The sequence below is a fragment of the Mycobacterium sp. 2-64 genome, from assembly GCF_035918375.1.
GTDB classification, from domain to species: Bacteria; Actinomycetota; Actinomycetes; order Mycobacteriales; family Mycobacteriaceae; genus Mycobacterium; species Mycobacterium intracellulare.
In genome coordinates this window covers 2,017,104-2,033,599 of the sequence record NZ_CP142361.1, presented here as the reverse complement: position 1 = coordinate 2,033,599, position 16,496 = coordinate 2,017,104, and the positions used below count along the sequence as shown (strand labels likewise).

At 67.2% G+C, this 16,496-nt stretch carries 9 protein-coding genes and 1 pseudogene; 6 read left to right on the top strand and 4 right to left on the bottom strand.

The genetic code is table 11. The features are described 5' to 3' along the window. Nucleotides 1-66: 66 nt before the first annotated feature. From QGN31_RS09975 to QGN31_RS09960, 4 genes are all read right to left on the bottom strand, one after another. Nucleotides 67-1,302, bottom strand: coding sequence for a PPE family protein (locus QGN31_RS09975; protein WP_008258036.1), 1,236 nt, complete (start codon nt 1,300-1,302; stop codon nt 67-69). Nucleotides 1,303-1,327: 25 nt separating this feature from the next. After that, nucleotides 1,328-2,380 carry an alpha/beta hydrolase fold domain-containing protein gene (locus QGN31_RS09970; protein WP_036428998.1) on the bottom strand — a complete coding sequence of 351 codons (1,053 nt, stop codon included), beginning with the start codon at nt 2,378-2,380 and terminating at the stop codon, nt 1,328-1,330. Nucleotides 2,381-2,827: 447 nt separating this feature from the next. Then, nucleotides 2,828-3,316 carry a hypothetical protein gene (locus QGN31_RS09965; protein WP_014942439.1) on the bottom strand — a complete coding sequence of 163 codons (489 nt, stop codon included), beginning with the start codon at nt 3,314-3,316 and terminating at the stop codon, nt 2,828-2,830. Between the two features lie 502 nt (nt 3,317-3,818). After that, nucleotides 3,819-5,603, bottom strand: a complete 1,785-nt coding sequence (locus QGN31_RS09960) for a sigma-54-dependent Fis family transcriptional regulator (protein ID WP_014385220.1) — start codon at nt 5,601-5,603, stop codon at nt 3,819-3,821. 571 nt (nt 5,604-6,174) lie between these two features. Here QGN31_RS09960 and QGN31_RS09955 point away from each other — a divergent pair. The 6 genes and pseudogenes from QGN31_RS09955 to QGN31_RS09930 all read left to right on the top strand — a co-directional run bounded on the left by QGN31_RS09955 (nt 6,175) and on the right by QGN31_RS09930 (nt 16,482). Then, a complete protein-coding gene (locus QGN31_RS09955; RefSeq protein WP_043955788.1) occupies nt 6,175-8,967 on the top strand; it encodes a helix-turn-helix transcriptional regulator in 2,793 nt (930 codons plus the stop codon). Nucleotides 8,968-9,143: 176 nt separating this feature from the next. Next, nucleotides 9,144-11,867 (top strand): helix-turn-helix transcriptional regulator, encoded by a 2,724-nt coding sequence (locus QGN31_RS09950; protein ID WP_008258045.1) that lies wholly within the window; start codon nt 9,144-9,146, stop codon nt 11,865-11,867. 690 nt (nt 11,868-12,557) lie between these two features. Beyond that, a complete protein-coding gene (locus tag QGN31_RS09945; RefSeq protein WP_008258047.1) occupies nt 12,558-14,828 on the top strand; it encodes a LuxR C-terminal-related transcriptional regulator in 2,271 nt (756 codons plus the stop codon). Nucleotides 14,829-15,014: 186 nt separating this feature from the next. Continuing rightward, entirely contained in the window at nt 15,015-15,329 is a 315-nt protein-coding gene (locus QGN31_RS09940; protein WP_008258049.1) for a hypothetical protein, read from the top strand. Nucleotides 15,330-15,568: 239 nt separating this feature from the next. Further along, a pseudogene (locus QGN31_RS09935) lies at nt 15,569-15,956 on the top strand (four-helix bundle copper-binding protein). Nucleotides 15,957-16,014: 58 nt separating this feature from the next. Beyond that, nucleotides 16,015-16,482, top strand: coding sequence for a DUF5709 domain-containing protein (locus QGN31_RS09930; RefSeq protein ID WP_008258051.1), 468 nt, complete (start codon nt 16,015-16,017; stop codon nt 16,480-16,482). The last annotated feature ends 14 nt before the right edge of the window (nt 16,483-16,496 follow it).

The window sequence follows — 16,496 nt, the reverse complement described above, 5'->3', positions numbered from 1 at the left end:
TTCACCGGTGCGGGGTGAGTCGTCATCACCCGGCGAGCCAAATCACCCGGGTGAGCGCGAACCGGTTCACATCGTGATGCGCGCCCCGCCGTCATCCGGCGGGCGTGGCGTCACGGTGATGGTGATCGTGGACCGGCTTTGGGGCGGAGCACCGCGGATGCCGCGCATCGCCATACTCGCCAAAGCCATTTCGTTGAGCATGTTTTCCGGATTCGTCGCCAGGACGGTCGGGGGGATGGGGCCGGGGAGGGAGTTCGGCCATGTCACCGCGACGGCCCTGATGGTCGGCGTGGCCGCGGCCCAGCCCGGCGGCACCGACAGCGCGCCGATTGAGGAGGCTCGGCCCACCCCCGCCGACAGCACGGGCGCCGCACCGCTGCCCGCCCTCTCCGCCGAACCCAATGACGCTGCTGCGCTCGCTCCCGGACCTCCCGAAAGCGCCCCCAAACGTTCCAATACGGCGTCCATCTTGCTGGCACCGTCCGGGTCGTAGTGCGCCGCGTAGCCCAAGCCCGCATACGACCCGGCCGTCCCCGTGGACGTGATGGCTGTCGCCGCCGATGAGACGGCCAGGTTCACCGGGCTCAGTAAGCTCAGCAATTCCAAGAACGAGGGAAGTCCTGCCGCGGCCGGTAGAGGAAGCGCAAGTCCCTGAAGCGCATTGGGTACCGCGGAGAGCAGCTGCGAGCCCGCCGACAGGATGGCCTGGGTGGCCGTGCCGGCTGTCGTGGTGCCGGCGTGGGCAGCCGCGGCGCCCTGTTCGGCGACCCCTGCTGGATCGGTGGTGGGAAGGGGCGAGGTAAACGGCGGTAACGCCGAAGCCGCAGCGGATGCGCCCGCATACCCGTACATCGCCCCGGCGTCTTGGGCCCACATTTCGCCGTACTCGGCTTCGGTGGCCGCGATCGCCGGGGTGTTTTGGCCGAAGAAGTTCGTCGCGATCAGCAACATCAGCTGCGCACGGTTGGCCGCGACCACCGGTGGAGGCACCGTCATCGCGAAAGCGGCCTCGTAGGCGGCCGCGGCGACCCTGGCCTCGGCAGCGGCCTGCTCGCACAGGGCCGCCGTCGTCGTCAGCCAGGAGACGTAGGGTGCGGCGGCGGCCGCCATCGCCACCGACCCGGGACCCAGCCATGCTGCGCTGGTGAGGTCCGAGATCACCGACCCATAGGAGCCGGCGGCGCAATACAGGTCGGCGGCCAGCCCGTCCCAGGCCGCCGAGGCGGCCAGCATCGACCCGCAGCCGGGACCGGAATACATTCGGCCGGAGTTGATCTCAGGCGGCAGCGCCCCGAAATCCATCTTCGAAATCCCCAGGTTCCTCCGGCTATCCGGTCGCCTCGCGGATGTAGCGGCCGATCTGACGCAACGAGCGGATGGCTTCGGGGATCATCGGCGCGGCGAGCTGGAACACGTGGATTTGGCCCGGCCATACCTGCACTTCGACCGGCACCCCGGCGGCGGCCAGTCGTTGAGCCGCCAGCTGCGCGTCGTGAAGCAACACCTCGCAACCGGACACATGGATCAGCATGGGCGGCAGGCCGGGTCGGATGTGGTCGAGCGGCTCGTAGAGCGCGTCGGAATGCCCGTAGGCGGCGGTGCGCCCTGCGGCGCGAGTGATCAAGGCGTGGAAGGCGTCGAACGCTCTGGGCGGAAACATCGCGTCCGAGCCGACGTTGGGATGAGTCGTTTTGGGTTGCGTGGCCAGTTGCAGCAGCGGTGACATGGCCGCCATCGCTGCCGGCTGCTCACCGCACTCGAGCAGGCGTTGGGCCAGCGCTAGTGCCAGATAGCCGCCGGCGGAATCGCCGGCCAACACGATCTGGTCGGGCTGGTAACCCTGTCGTCGCAACCAGCGGTACCCGTCGTAGCAGTCCTCGATCGCCTCGCCGATCGCATGTTTGGGGATCTTGCGGTAGTTGGGCACCAGTACGGGGCTGTCGGCGAAGCCGGACAGCATGCTGACCAGCCGACCGTGCGAGTGGGCGCCGCAGGTGAGGAAGGCTCCGCCGTGCAGGTACAGGACGGCCCGGTGGGAGCCGTCGGCCGGTAGCACTCCGGCGGCGCGGACTAGCTGCGCACTGCAGTGCGCCAGCCCGACACCCGTGCGTACCGTGCCCGGTGGCGGGGCGATGGCGCGAGCGGCGATCTCAACGGCGCCCCATGGCCAGGGCGCCGAGGGCAGGTGGCTGCCCACGCTCAGTGCGGGCCGGATCATCAGTCGGGCACTCAGCGAGGCAATGCGCCCAGCCATGCTCGGACCGTCCTGGATCACATCGACGACGACGTCCGCGCGGAACGGGGACCGTCGGGCTTTACGCGCCCTGGGCGCTCCTAGACCGGGGCGCGGTGAACCGGGTACGGCGGCGGGCGCGGTCATGTCAACGCTTCCGCGCTCGGGAAATCGGTTGCCCCACGCCCCCAACGGATTTCACGTGGTGATTGCGCCGCGAGCGGCCTGGGCTCGTCGTGTCGACTCTGGGGTGAGAACCAGGCGCGCATACCCCGCACAAGCGCGTACGCTGCCGGTCAGCGAATCTGGGTGATTCGCTTGGGAGTTGGCGCGCGTCTCCGCATGACGGGCACTGTTGTCCGCCAGCGGTCGCCGCCTGCCGATCACGGCGCTGCCAAACAGCCGCACGTCCCCGGGCCATCGCTTGGCGGCGTCGCTTGCTGGCGTAGGCGATCAGCCCCGCCGCGGTCGAGCACCCCACCCAGATGCCGGCGGTGACGCCGAAATCGGTGAGTCGACCATTGACCAATGTGAGAAGCGCATAATCACCGGCCACCACAGCCACCAACACGGAGGCAACGCGTACCCGGGTCATCATGACACTCCCTCGGACCCGATCGGGCGCACAGCGAAGACGCTGCGCAGGTATCCGGTGGAACGCCCGCAGGTCGCACACACCGGGCGGGTGCCGCAGCGCGACGCCATCTCGCGTTTGTCACCTACGTAGGTCGCCATCGCCCATCGCACAGTGGCCAGGCAGTGTTGGCAGAGCGTTTCGACGAGGTCACCGTCCGGGCTGAGCCCCATTTGGTCGCATCCGTCGATGGCGTGTATCTCGGCGACCGCCACCGCCGGCGCACCGCATGTGGTGCCGGTCGCCAGCCCCTGGGCACTGCAGATGGGCTGCAGCGCGTGAAGTTGGTCCTCGATCGCCGGGATGGCGCCCGTCCCGGCCTCTCCATTGCGGCGCGCCCAATGCCGGGCAGATGCGGCGGCGCCCCGTAATCGATGCAGCAGCCATGGTGTTCGCGTGGCGCCGGAGCCGTATTCGGTTGGCGGTCGTTGAAATTGGCGGGGCTTCATGTGTTTTCTCCACTTCGTGGCGGTGGCGGTTCCGCGGTGATCGACACAGCGAGGTTGTCCACCTTCACCCCGACCCGTTGCTCGCTCATGCGGCCTGAATGCCGATCCCCGAAACGTGGTGGACTCCACGTACCGTCCGCTCGCCAGTTGTTAAGTCAGCATTAACCGACGTGGGATGAGTGGTCATCGCCCGGCGAACTGATTCACCCGGGTGATTTGCCTGGCATTGGGAGCGTCACGAGCTGTCAGCGAACGTCGCTCAAGGTGGTGTATTCGCGACGTCATCCCCCGCACGTGGGTGAGCCACCCATTTGCCGAGAGGATGCGCGGTGCGAATCGAAGAGGCGGTCAGCGGCTCATCGCGTTGCCGCAGCCGGGCGGGGCGCCCGCGACGCGCCCGGCGCTTTGGCGACCCGGAACTTGGCCAGCAACGGCCGAGGGACGCGGCGCTTCCTGATGATGACTGCGGGCCAATGCTTTTCGGCCGACAAGCGCAAGGCCGTTACGCGATGCCGTAATCGTTGATCTTGCGGTAGATGGTCGCACGTGACATTCCCAGGGCGCGTGCGGCCTCTTGTTTGTTGCCGCCGCTGTCCTGAAGGCTGCGGACAATCGCATCGCGCTCCAGAGCCTCCATCCGAGTCAGCTTGCGTCGTGTGACGGACCGGCACTCCGGCGGCAACTTGTCGACGCCGATAATGCCGGATCGTTGGCGGGCAACGGTGTCGGTCAGGACCCGGCGCAGCTGCGAGACGTTGCCCGGCCACGGCAACCTGCTCAGCTGCCGCATGGCCTCGGGCGCCAGCGTCACATCGGCGCCCCGGGTGATCTCGCGCAGCAGCAGGGGCACGAGTTCCTCGAGGTCGTCAATCCTGTGTCGCAACGCGGGCACGGTGACGGTATGGGTGAACAGCGGCAGTAACTGTTTGATCGGTGCAGCAGGAGCCGCGGAACTTGTGGTGGCCGCGATCCACCCCCGACCTGCGCGCGCGGCCAGCATCGGCACGATCGCTTCGAGTATGTCCTCGTCGATGTCATCCACGTCGGCGATCACCACCGCGAAGTCGTCATCGGCGGCCAGTGTCGCCAGCTCGGCGACGAAAGATGCCGCGCTCCCGAAGCTTTCGCTGCGCATCACGCGAATCGTTCGGTCCGGCTTCACATGCTGCCCCACCGCCTGCGCCAGCTTTGCCCGGCCGGATCCCTTCTCACCCTCGATCATCACCCATTCTCGGTCGCGGCAGCACTGCCGGACCTGCTGGCAGCAATGCAGCCAGGCGCTATTGCGACCGACCAAGCCGGGGATGTACGTGGGCGCAAGGCGGCCCGTTCGACGCGATTGCGAGCCGGTCTCGCCGGAAAGATCAACGCGGAAAACGACGTTGAGGCGGCCGGCGCGTGTCGTCGACCGGTCGGCGGCGGTGATTTTGGCGATGTGTCCCCGCGGCAGCACAACCAGCGCCGTGCCCGACAGGGTGGACGTGAGCAGATCCGAGGCGTGTTCAAGCAGCGCGGTCTGCTCGTCCCCGTCGAGCGTGCGACGCAGGTAGGGGTTCATCAACACGACATCGCCACCGATCGCCAGCACGCCGGCCGAACATCGCCGTGCCTGCTGCAGATAGGCTTCCAGAAGTGCCGTCTCGCTCTCATGAGCCACCAGGCGCAAGCGTTCCTCGATGTGGCGACTGGCGCTGGTAGCCAGCGCGAGCAGCAGTGGATCGGATCGGTCTGCGAGACAGCTCAAATTGACGGCTCCGATGACTCTGCCCGTTACGGGATCACGGATCGGTGACCCCGCGCACGCAAAACCGGTGAACATAGCCACGTAGTGCTCGCTGCCACCGATGAATGTGGGCTGTCCGGTTTCCAGAGCCGTGCCGATCCCGTTGGTGCCCGCCACCTCTTCGGCCAAGCTATAGCCCGGTGCGAGGCTCACCGTGTCCAACGCGTCGAGGATGGGGACTGCCGCAGCGGTCCGATCGACGACCACACCGTCAGCCGACGTCAGGACGACGCTGACATCCTGCGCGGCCAGGTCAAAGGTGACCCGCTCCAGCACCGGCGCAGCCGCGCGCACCAGGCGCGAACCCCTGTTGGGTTCGCGCACAAAGGGCAGCTCGACCCGGTCGGGGTGGACTTGCAGGGCCCGGGACCGACGCCACGAATCGAGGACACCGGGGCGCACAATGTCCTCATCGACTGAGCGAATCACGTCAAGGGACTCCACGGGCAGGAACGTTTCCTTGGCCTGCTCGAGTTCGGCCGTGCGGCGCGCCTGTGAACCCATCCCCAACTACCTCGACTCCGGGTCACCGTCGCGGAGCGGCGGCTGACACCCGCCGACCGCGGCCGGAGACTGGGTGTCCCTTCGCTGCAGACAGCAAACTTTTATCGACTTCGGCGATTACCCTACGCGCGCGACGGGTGCGTTGCTCGGATGAACCGATACACCCGTCCGAAGCCAAGCGGAAAGACCATGACGGACCGTCCGCCGTCGTCTCAATTTGAGACACCCATTCACCTCATGTTGAGACGCTCACCATCCGCGCGCAGCGATGTCATGAGTTGGCAGGAGCCGATACATCGATCCCGAGAGGAGAAATACGGTGAGCGGGCACAGCATGAGCGCGGATCACGAGAAAATGATGAGGTCCTTGGGGCTAGCGCCCGCCAGCAAAAGGGGACGTGCACCGGGTGTGATTGCTGAGTGCGTTGATTCAATCGAACGCGAAACACAGCAGGTGGGGCCGAAGAACATGCCTACACTGACTGCCAGCGCTAACGGTGGCGAGAACAGTGGATTACACAACTTGGACGTCTCCCGCCCGCCCACAACACGTCGGCGGGTGGCGGTTCGCGTGAGTGCCGCGAATGCGTCGGGGCAGCTGCGCACGCCGCCGATCCGCGGGCGGGCGAGCGAGCTGAGGGCGATCGATGCGCTGATCGCGGCGCTCGCTCAGGGGCGTGGGGGCGTACTGGTCATCGAGGGACCACCGGGCATCGGCAAGAGCCGCTTGTTGACCGAGGTCTTGGCGCGCGCCGAGAAGGCAGCCGTCCGTGCACTCTTCGGCGAGGCGTTCGAGTACCAGCAGACGGTGCCGTTTTTCCCGCTGTTCATGGCGACACTGCGCGCGGATCCCCCCGTCGGGGATGCGGAGGCGTTGCGCCGCTTGGGCACATCGGCCGATCTCAGCTACTGGGTGGTGCGCGATCTGCAAGCGGCCATCCATGCCACCGCGTCCCGAACGCCCCTGGCGATCCTCCTCGAGGACATCCATTGGGCCGACAACGCCACCCTGCTGGCGCTGCGGTCGCTGGCCGCGACCCGACCCGACGCCCCGGTGCTGTGGATCCTTACCGCGCGAACCGGGGCCGGCGGTCCGGCCGTTCGCGAGACGCTGACCGCGCTGGAACGCGAGGATGCCACCTTTCTGCGGTTGACTGCCATGACACCGAGCGCGGTCGCAGACATCGTGCAAGACGCCGTGCGAGCCAACGCGGATGCGTCGCTGCTGAATCTGGCCGATAAGGCGCACGGCAACCCCTTCCTGCTGACGGAGCTGCTGCGCGGACTGGACGAGGAGGGCCGGCTCGACGTCAGCGACGGCCGCGCGGTCGCCACCGGAGATTCGTTGCCGCGACGGCTCAGCCACACCATGCAGCAACGACTCGATCAACTCTCCCCCGCCGCCAGCCAAGTCGTGCGGGTCGCGGCAGTACTGCCTGACCGATTCTCGGCCCGGCTGCTCGCCGCCATGCTCGAACGCCGCCCGGCCGCCCTGGTATCGGCGGTCGAAGAGGCGGTCCGCGCCGACCTGCTCATCGAAGACGGTGATCAGATGAGGTTCCGTCATGATCTGCTGCGCGAAGCGACGCGCCAATCGTTGCCCCGGTCGCTGCGCCGAGCGATGGAGCGGCAATCGGCGAGCGTCATGCTGGACATGGGCGCGGCGCCGCAGGAGGTCGCCACCCAGCTCGCCCGCAGCGCGGAGGTGGGCGATCAGGCCGCGATCGCCGCACTCCGCGAAGCCGCACAGTCTCTGGCCTATAGCGATCCGGGCGCCGCGTCGGACTTGAGCAAGCGCGCGTTGGAACTCCAACCCGCCCAAGACTCAGGACGCGCGTCACTCGTCACAGAGACGATCGTGCTGCTCAATCGGGCCACCCGCTACGAAGAGGCGGAAAGATTGGCCGACACCACCCTGTCTGCCGCGCTGGCGCCCGAAGAAGAGGCCAAGATTCTTCTCCGGCTCCGGACACCGATCACCGATACGACAACGCGACACATCGAAGACAACCGCCGCGCACTTCAACTGCCTCACCTCAGCGACGTGACCCGGGCACGACATCAGGCGTGGCTGGCGTACAACATGGCGATGTACGGCCAACAGGGACAGGACAGCGCGGCAGCCAACGAGGCGGCGGCCGCCGCCGCATCCACCGGCGATCTCGAGTCGAGCATCCTATCCGGAGTAGCACTTGCCTGCCTCGACTGCGCGGACGGGTACGCCGGCCGCGCCCTTTACCGGGTTGAGCAACTGCAAGCCCTGACCCCCGCGGGCGACATGACCGCTCACAATCTCGCCGCATGCCACCTAGCAAACCTGCTCGCGGTGGTCGGACGGTTGAACGATGCTGCGGCGCTCGTCGACAAGTGCACAGAGAAATCCAAGCAAGAACGCGACGGCATGGCGCTTCACATCTGGGCCCTGACGGCGGGGGTCGTACAGGCGGCCGCCGGCAGATTGTCGGCTGCCCGCGCCGCCATCGAGTGGCTGCCCACGCCGGAGCGAACGGGGTCGACCTTCGTAACCGCGATGCGCATGTTCACCCTGGCGGAGGTGGCGGCCCGCACCGACGACCGAACGTTGTTGCTAGAGACGATGAGTGAGGCACGCGATGCCTACTCCAGCGGTACACCTGCCGTACGTCGCGGGGCCGCGGCCGCGCTGGGGCTGGCGGCGTGGCAGCGCGACGACGTCCATGAAGCGGTGTGGTGGCTCGGCGGCGATATCCCGCTGCTCGTGACACCCGTCTTGCCGATCGTCTTTGATCAGCTGACCTTGACCGCGCGCGTGGCTTCGGCTGCCGGTGATGCCGGGTTGCGGGCGCGTCTCCTGGCCGTCGTTGACGTGCTCGAACGCGAGCGGCCCGGGGTTCGGTTCTTCTCCACCGTCGCCGAGCACATCCGCGGGATCCTCGAGCGCGATGCCGATGCGTTGGTGGCGGTGGCGAGTGCGCTCCACTCGTCGTCGCGGCCGCTTCTCTACGCTGGCGCTGCCGAGGACGCCGGCGGCGAGCTGAGTCGCGCACAGCGCAACGCCGAGGCGCTCGACGAGCTGAACGCGGCATTCGACACCTACATCGCGTGTGAAGCGATTGCCGATGCCCGCCGGGTCGGCCGCGCGCTGCGTGGATTGGGCGTGGAGCGGCGGATCGTCAGCCCGCGAGCAAAATCAGGCTGGGGCAGCCTCACCGACTCCGAACTCACTGTCGTCAACCTCATCGCACAGGGCGCGACCAACCGCGACGTCGCTACCGAGCTGCACCTCTCCCCCCACACGGTGAAGACCCACGTCCACAACGCATTTGCCAAGCTCGGCGTCAGTTCCCGCGCCCAATTGGCGCAGCTCATGCGCGGCGCTGATTGACCGGCAGCAAATCGGATAGATGGCGTGCGCGGGCCTACAATGACGTGCACTCCAATGGCAGTCCGGTAAACGGTAGATAGGACACACACCCGATGGGGCCTTCCACCGGCCTATTCGATGTCGGCGGCCCAAGGCTGTCCACTCCGCCGCTTCGAGGGCGGGCAGACGAGCTGAAAATGATCGGCGCACTGGTTACCGCGCTGGCGCGGGGCCGCGGGGGCGTGCTGGTCATCGAGGGCCCGCCCGGCATCGGGAAGAGTCGGTTGCTCACCGAAGTGTTGGCGCTGGCCGACCACAGCGGGGTGCGCACCTTGTTCGGTGAGGCGTTCGAGTACCAGCAGACGGTGCCGTTTTTCTCGCTGTTCATGGCCACGCTCAACGCCGATCCCCCGGTGGGAGACGCCGAGGCGTTGCGCCGCCTGGGCGGATCGGCCGACCTGCGCTACTGGGTGGTGCACGATTTGGCCGACGCGATTCACGCCGCGGCCGCACAGACCCCGCTGGTGATTGTGTTGGAGGACATTCACTGGGCCGATAACGGCACGCTGCTGGCGCTGCGTTCGCTGGCCACCGCGCGGCCGGATGCGGCGGTGTTGTGGATATTGACCGCCCGCACCGGGGCCGGCGGGCCAGCGGTGCAAGAGACGTTGTCGGTGCTGCACCGCGCGCATGCCACATTCCTGCGACTGGGGGCCATCGCGCCGGATGCGGTCGCCGACATGGTTTGTGACGCCGTGCGGGCGAAAGCCGATGTGTCACTGTTGAATCTGGCCGCCAAGGCGCACGGAAATCCGTTTTTGGTCAGCGAGCTCGTCAGGGGGCTCGGCGAGGAGGACCGACTGAGCGTTACCGGCGGGCACGCGGTGGCCACCGGACATGAGCTGCCGCGACGGCTGGGCGCCAGTATGCAGCAACGGCTGGACCTGCTCTCCGAAGGTGCATCAGAAGTGGTCCGGGTGGCCGCGGTGCTGCCGGACCGGTTCTCGGCCGGCTTGCTGGCCGCGATGCTGGAACGTTCGCCGACGTCGTTGCTCTCGGCGCTCGAGGAGGCGGTGCGCGCGGATCTTTTCATCGAAGACGGTGAGCAGCTGAGGTTTCGGCACGACTTGCTGCGCGAGGCCACCCGACAGTCCTTGCCGCAGTCGCTGCGCCGGGCGATGGAGCGCCAGTCGGCGTCGGTCATGCTGGGGATGGGCGCGGCGCCGGCCGAGGTAGCCACCCAGCTGGCGCGCAGCGCCGAGCCGGGAGACCGGGAGGCGATCGACGCTCTGCGCCACGCCGCCCAATCGGTTGGCCGCGGCGACGCGAGCGCGGCCGCGGACCTGAGCAAGCGCGCACTGGGGCTGTTGCCCGCCGACGACGCCGAGCATGGATCCCTGGTCGCGGAAACGGTGGGGTGGCTCAACCGGGCCGGCCGCCACGGCGAGGCCGAAGAATTGGCCGTCGCGGCGCTCTCGGGCGCGGCGTCGCCCGAAGTAGAGGCCGAGATCCGGCTGCGACTTCCCGTGCACACCAAGCACACTGACCAGCGGCGTGTGGAGGAGAATCGGCGGGCGCTCGAGTTGAGCGGACTCAGCGAGATCACCCGGGCGCGGCATCTAGCGTGGCTGGCGTACAACCTGGTGTTCGACGAAGGTGGGCAACGGCGCGAGGCCGCCGACGAGGCGGCCGCGGCCGCGGCCGCCACCGGTGATCTCGAGGCCACGATCATGGCCGGCGTCACCCACGCTTTGCTCGATGCCGGTGAGGGGTATACGGCCCGCGCACTGCGCCGTTTCGAAGAGCTTTGCCCGCTCGCCCACACGAATGAAACGGCGTTGGCGCATGCCTATGCCGGAATGTACAACGCAAACCTGCTGGCAGTGGTCGGCCGGTTGGACGACGCGACGGCCCAGGTTGCGCAGGGCATCGGGCAAGCCGGTCGGGAAGGCAACGCGATGGCGCTCGCCTTGTGGGCCGTCTTCAGTGGGCTCGTCCACCTCGCTGCGGGCCGGCTGTCGGCCGCTCGCGATGCGACGGAATGCCTTCCGCCACCGCAGCGGACGGGGGCGACCGAGCACGACGTACTCCGCACGGTGATTCTCGCCGAGGTGGCGGCCCACACCGATGACCGGAACTTGTTGCAACAGATGGTCAATGACGCGCGCGACGCCCATTCCACTGGCTCCGCCGGCATTCGTCGCGGATCGGCGTATGTGCTCGCGCGGGCGGCGTGGCAGCGCGACGACATTCATGACGCGATGCGCTGGCTCGGCGACGTCATCCTGCTGGCGACACCGTTTTTCCCCCACGCGTTGGCTCGCCTGATCTTGGGTGCGCGGGTGGCCTCGGCCGCCGGTGATGCCGGTTTACGCGCGCGGGTCCTGCAGGCCACCGAGGTGCTCGAGCGTGACCGGCCCGCGGTGCCGCTGTTCGCGGCGGTGGCCGGGTACGCCCGCGGGATCCTCGAACACGATGCCCAGGCATTGGTGGCTGCCGCGGAGTTGCTGCACGCGTCGCCGCGGCCGCTTCTGTACGCCAGCGCCGCCGAGGATGCCGGCGGCGAACTGGCTCGCGCGCAGCGCAATGCCGAGGCGCTCGAACAACTGAACGCCGCGTTCGACACCTACATCGAGTGCGGGGCGACCGCCGATGCCCGCCGGGTCGGTCGCGCGCTGCGCGGGTTGGGCGTGGAACGGCGCATCGTCACACACCCGCGGGCGAAAACGGGCTTGGACAGCCTCACCGACTCCGAACTCACCGTCGTCCATCTGATCGCCGACGGCGCGACCAACCGCGCGGTCGCGCAGCAACTGCACCTCTCCCCTCACACGGTGAAAACGCATCTTCACAATGCCTTCGCCAAACTCGGGATCACGTCCCGCGCTCAACTGACGCAACTCATGCGCCGCCCGGATTGACCAATCCGTCAAAGCCCAAGGCCACTAGGCATACACCGACCCGGCCCTAAACATCACCCGCCGGGCGATGGTGGCGCGGTTCCCGCGGTGCCAACGTAGTCATTGCGCTTTGGATCGCCGCGACCCAACCAGGGCCCGGCGCCGGAGGGCAAACGCGCAGAGGGTCGAGAAGACGATGATGAGCACACTGTTGGGAATGTTGATGATGATGCCGGTGGTCTTCGGCGTGGGTGGCTACGTGTTGGTGTCCCGACGTCCATGAGCACGGCGCAGACGATGGCGGGCCGCCGGCCCGCGTGCCCCGAAGTCTCGCGTTGAGACGCTCAGTCACCTCCCTTGAGAGGTTCAGCATCCGGGCGCGGCGGTGCAGTGGGTTGCAGGAGTAGAGGCTTCGGTGAAAACAGGAGAAGTGCGGTGAGCGGGCACAGCATGAGCGCGGCTCATGAGACAACCATTGAGCCCTTGGCGGGACGCGGGTCCGCCGGCCCAAACGGGCACCGCCGGCGTGCGCCCGCGGCATTTCCGGACGGCGCATCTGATTCAATAGAGTCGCCGCGATTACCGAGCAGAACGAGCCCGGGCGGCCCCGCAAGGACAAACTGGGATGCCGACAGGGCGGCCACCCAGGACGCGTCACCGCCGAGTTTCCCCGCCCGGCTGCGGGATTCGACGGATTCGCGGAGTGCGGACATGAGCGGCTCAGCAGGGCGCAGCGACAACGGCGTCGGACAAGCCGGTGCGCGCGCAGTCCTGCTCGCCACCAAGCTGCACGTCCCGGCCATGGGGGCGCAGCTGGTTCACCGGGCGGCCCTGCTGGACGCATTGTCGGCGGGGCGTACCCGCAAGCTGACCCTGTTGAGTGCGCCGGCGGGTTGGGGCAAGACGACATTGCTGGCGCAGTGGGCGATGGGTGGGGATGGGCGGTTCGCCTGGCTGTCGCTCGATTCCTCCGACAACGACCCGGTGTGGTTTTGGATGTACGTGGTCGCCGCGCTGCAGAAAGTCAGTCCCGGGCTGGGGATTCGCGCGGTCGAACTCCTGGCGATGGGTGCCGATCCAGTGCAAGTCGTGCTGCCTACCCTGCTCAACGATCTGGACACGATCCCTAGCCCCGTCGTGCTCATTCTCGATGACTACCATCTGGTGGTAGGCCGAGCGATGCATGAGCAGCTTGCCTTCTTCATCAGCCGGATGCCGGCGAATCTTCACCTGGTGTTGGCCACCCGAGCCGATCCGATGTTGCCGCTGGCTCGGCTGAGGGCCAGCGGCGAGCTCGCCGAGGTGCGAACGGACGACTTACGTTTCGGGCCGACCGAGGCGGACCACCTGCTGAACGATGTCCTCGGGCTGGGCTTGGCGCCCACGGATATTCAACTGTTGCACCGCCGCACCGAAGGATGGGCTGCCGGCCTCTATCTTGCCGCCCTCTCGCTTGCCGGGCGTGCTGACACCGCAACGTTCATCAAGACGTTCGCAGGCGACAACCGTCATATCGTCGACTACTTGATGGCCGAGGTGCTCGACGGGCAGCCACCGAACCTGCGTAGTTTTTTGCTCCGCACGTCGGTCCTGGGACGACTCAGCGGTGCGCTGTGCGACGCGGTGCTGCAAACGTCTGGCTCGGCCGCGGTCCTGCAAAAGATCGAGCGCGAAAACCTGTTCGTGGTGCCACTGGACACGTCGCGTCACTGGTATCGCTATCACCAGCTGTTCGGTGAGCTGCTGCGCACCGAGCTGCGCCGCACCGAGCCTGATCTCGTCGCCGATCTGCACCGGCGAGCCGCGACGTGGTTCGAGGCCGAGGGACTCATCGATGAGGCGCTGCGCCACCTGCTCGCCGCCGGCGACACCGCGCGCAGCGCTGACCTGATCGCCGCGGACTGGGTCGACGAATTCAACGGCGGCGGCCTGTCGACCATCTCCGGCTACCTGGATCTACTTCCCGAGGAAACCGTCTTAGAGGATCCGCGCCTGAGCGTCGCCCGCGCGTGGATCGCCCTCAGCGTCGGTCAACTCGATGACGCCGCCGAGTGGATCGAGGCGGTCGAGGCGCGATCCGCGGACGATACCGCGGATGGTCGCGCCATCAGCGCGCAAGCCGCCGTGTTGCGCGCGGTTCACTCATTCAAGACGGCTGACGTTGCTGCCGCGCTCGAGGGGGCTCGCCGGGCGACCACCCTCGATTTCGGCGAAGCACCGCTGGGCCGACCGAGCGCCTATTGCATTTATGGTGCCGCGCTGTACTTTTCGGGCGATGTCCCCGAGGCGCAAGCCGCCTTCCGGCGGGCCGTGCAGCTTGCCGAGAAGGTGGGCGATCGTCGCGCCCGCAGTTCCTCGTTGGGCTATCTGGCGCTGATCTCGGCCGAACGGGGTGAGCTCGCGGATGCCGAGCATCAGATCCGGGAGGCTTCGGGCAGCCCCCGAGACCTGGCCGATGCGGAACATCTGGTGGACGTGATGGTGTCGCTGGCCACGGCCGAACTCCTCGCCAAAAGCGGTGACGCGCTTGCGGCGGTGGCCGCCGCGGACATGGCCGTCATGTCGGCCCGCCAAAGTGGTGCGATCCTCGAGGTGGCCAAGGCGCAGTTGGTGAGGGCGGAGATCTCCGAGCGGCTCGGCGACCACCAGACCGCCAAGGCGAGCCTCGAAGAGGCCGGCACCCTGGTGCGTGGTTGCGCCGATGCCGGCATCGCCCCGACGCTGCTCGCCTCGGCCGAGCGCAACGCGGGAGTCGCGGTGAGTCCGCGCAACGAACGGAGCGTGGTCGCCGAGGAACTGACCCCCAAAGAGGTTGAGGTTCTTCGCCTGCTCGCCACCCGGCTATCGCGACGCGAGATCGGTGAGCGGCTCTACGTCTCGCTCAATACCGTGAAGACCCACCAGCGCGCCATTTACCGCAAGCTCGGCGTTGAGCACCGCGGCGCGGCGGTCAGCCGGGCGCGAGAACTCGGACTGTTTTAGCCCATCCGCGGGCACCGCACCAGATGTGCCCGGTCACGAATCACCTTGTCTGACAAAGCCGTTAATGAACCACGCCCAGCCGCCGCCAGGAAACCGGAAAGGGACCAGGACATGCTTACTGCCGCTATCAGGCCCCAGGCCCGATTGGTGTCGTCGAAGACACGGAGGTTCCCGAGTCGTGGTTCGGTGGCGCAACCGCGCCCCACGGTTGAGCCGTCGAGCATCTCCGACGAGGACATGGCGTGGTTACTGGTCGACGCGGTGAATTCGTGTCTGACCGGCTATGAGCGCACGGTTGTCTTCGTCGAATTAGGCTGCGGCGAAGGGTATCTCGTGATCAAACGCATCCTCACCTCCCTCCTGGCAACCCGTACGGCGTTGCCGGTGGCGATACACTCGAAGTTGACCGGATGGCTGAATGGCTACGCCGGCAGCCCAGAGGAGCCGCAGCTGCGCAGGATGCTGGCCATCATTCGCCCGCGGCAGCCCGAGGCGGTTTAGGAGCGCCTGACCCGCCAGACCGGTCGCGCCCCGTCAGTGGTGATCTTGGGTAGTGGGTTCGGCGGATTCGTCACGTCGTTTTATCACCCGGGTGAGGCACTCAGGTGGGCGAGGACAGTTCACCCGTTTGCACGCCATGCTTTTGATGTCTACAGCTACGCAGCCGTGTTCTGTTGTGTGAGACAGCCTCCAACAAGGAGGAACCTGACAAGGAGGACGTAGTGAACGCCGCCAGGAGAATGCTGGAGACCTATCCCCGCGATCTAGGCCGGATCGATCGAGACAGCTGGTCGCATGTATCGACGCGTGTTTTGAATGCGACCAGGCGTGCACAGCGTGTGCAGACGCCTGCCTCAGTGAAGACGACGTCAACCACTTGACCAAATGCATCCGTACCTGCCTTGACTGCGCGGATGTCTGCGCGACAACCGGGCGCGTGCTGTCCCGGCACACGGGCTATGACGCCAACTTGACCAGGACGGGCTCCAAACGTGCGCCGTCGCCTGTAAGACAAGCGGGGACGAGTGCGACAAGCACGCGGCGAAACACGAGCATTGCCGCGTGTGCGCCGAGGTATGCCGTCGCTGTGAACGAGCCTGCCGCGATCTTGTCGAGGCGCTCGGTTGAGGCAACCACCGGGCGGGCGCACGGCTTCGCTTCGCGAGTGCGACCTTGCAGATAAGGAATGGAGACGGCGCTGATGGGGATTTCTGAATTCGACGACGTCGGGGCCCACCTGCTCGAGCCGGAAGAAAGCGTGGACTCTGAACAGACGGGCATCGACCTGGACGAGGGCTACTCACCCCCGGAAAGCCCGCGGGAATTGCGGGCGTGGGGTCTCACCGCGAGGGAAGCGCGCACCCACGAAAGTCTGGCGCGCCGGCTGGCCCGTGAGCTGCCGGACGTGACCGACCAGTGGGACGGCGACGGAATCGGTGATAGCGCTGACAGCGATGGCGAGCCGATCGACGATCAGGTCGGCGGCATGCGCGCGGGCCGGCTCGTCGCCTTCGACGTAGACCCTACGGATCCGGCTACGGATTACCTTGCCTACGACGTCGGCATTGACGGTGGCGCCGCGTCGGCTGAGGAAGCCGCCATCCATATCATCGGCGATGAAGACACGAACGCCGGTGGTGGATGGCGTTTTTGATGACCTGTCGTCCG

Excerpts from the sequence above, each read along its gene's own strand:
- QGN31_RS09975 (WP_008258036.1), bottom strand. The coding sequence starts at position 1,302 with ATGGATTTCGGGGCGCTGCCGCCTGAGATCAACTCCGGCCGAATGTAT.
- QGN31_RS09970 (WP_036428998.1), bottom strand. The coding sequence starts at position 2,380 with ATGACCGCGCCCGCCGCCGTACCCGGTTCACCGCGCCCCGGTCTAGGA.
- QGN31_RS09965 (WP_014942439.1), bottom strand. The coding sequence starts at position 3,316 with ATGAAGCCCCGCCAATTTCAACGACCGCCAACCGAATACGGCTCCGGC.
- QGN31_RS09960 (WP_014385220.1), bottom strand. The coding sequence starts at position 5,603 with ATGGGTTCACAGGCGCGCCGCACGGCCGAACTCGAGCAGGCCAAGGAA.
- QGN31_RS09950 (WP_008258045.1), top strand. The coding sequence starts at position 9,144 with ATGATCGGCGCACTGGTTACCGCGCTGGCGCGGGGCCGCGGGGGCGTG.
- QGN31_RS09945 (WP_008258047.1), top strand. The coding sequence starts at position 12,558 with ATGAGCGGCTCAGCAGGGCGCAGCGACAACGGCGTCGGACAAGCCGGT.
- QGN31_RS09930 (WP_008258051.1), top strand. The coding sequence starts at position 16,015 with ATGGAGACGGCGCTGATGGGGATTTCTGAATTCGACGACGTCGGGGCC.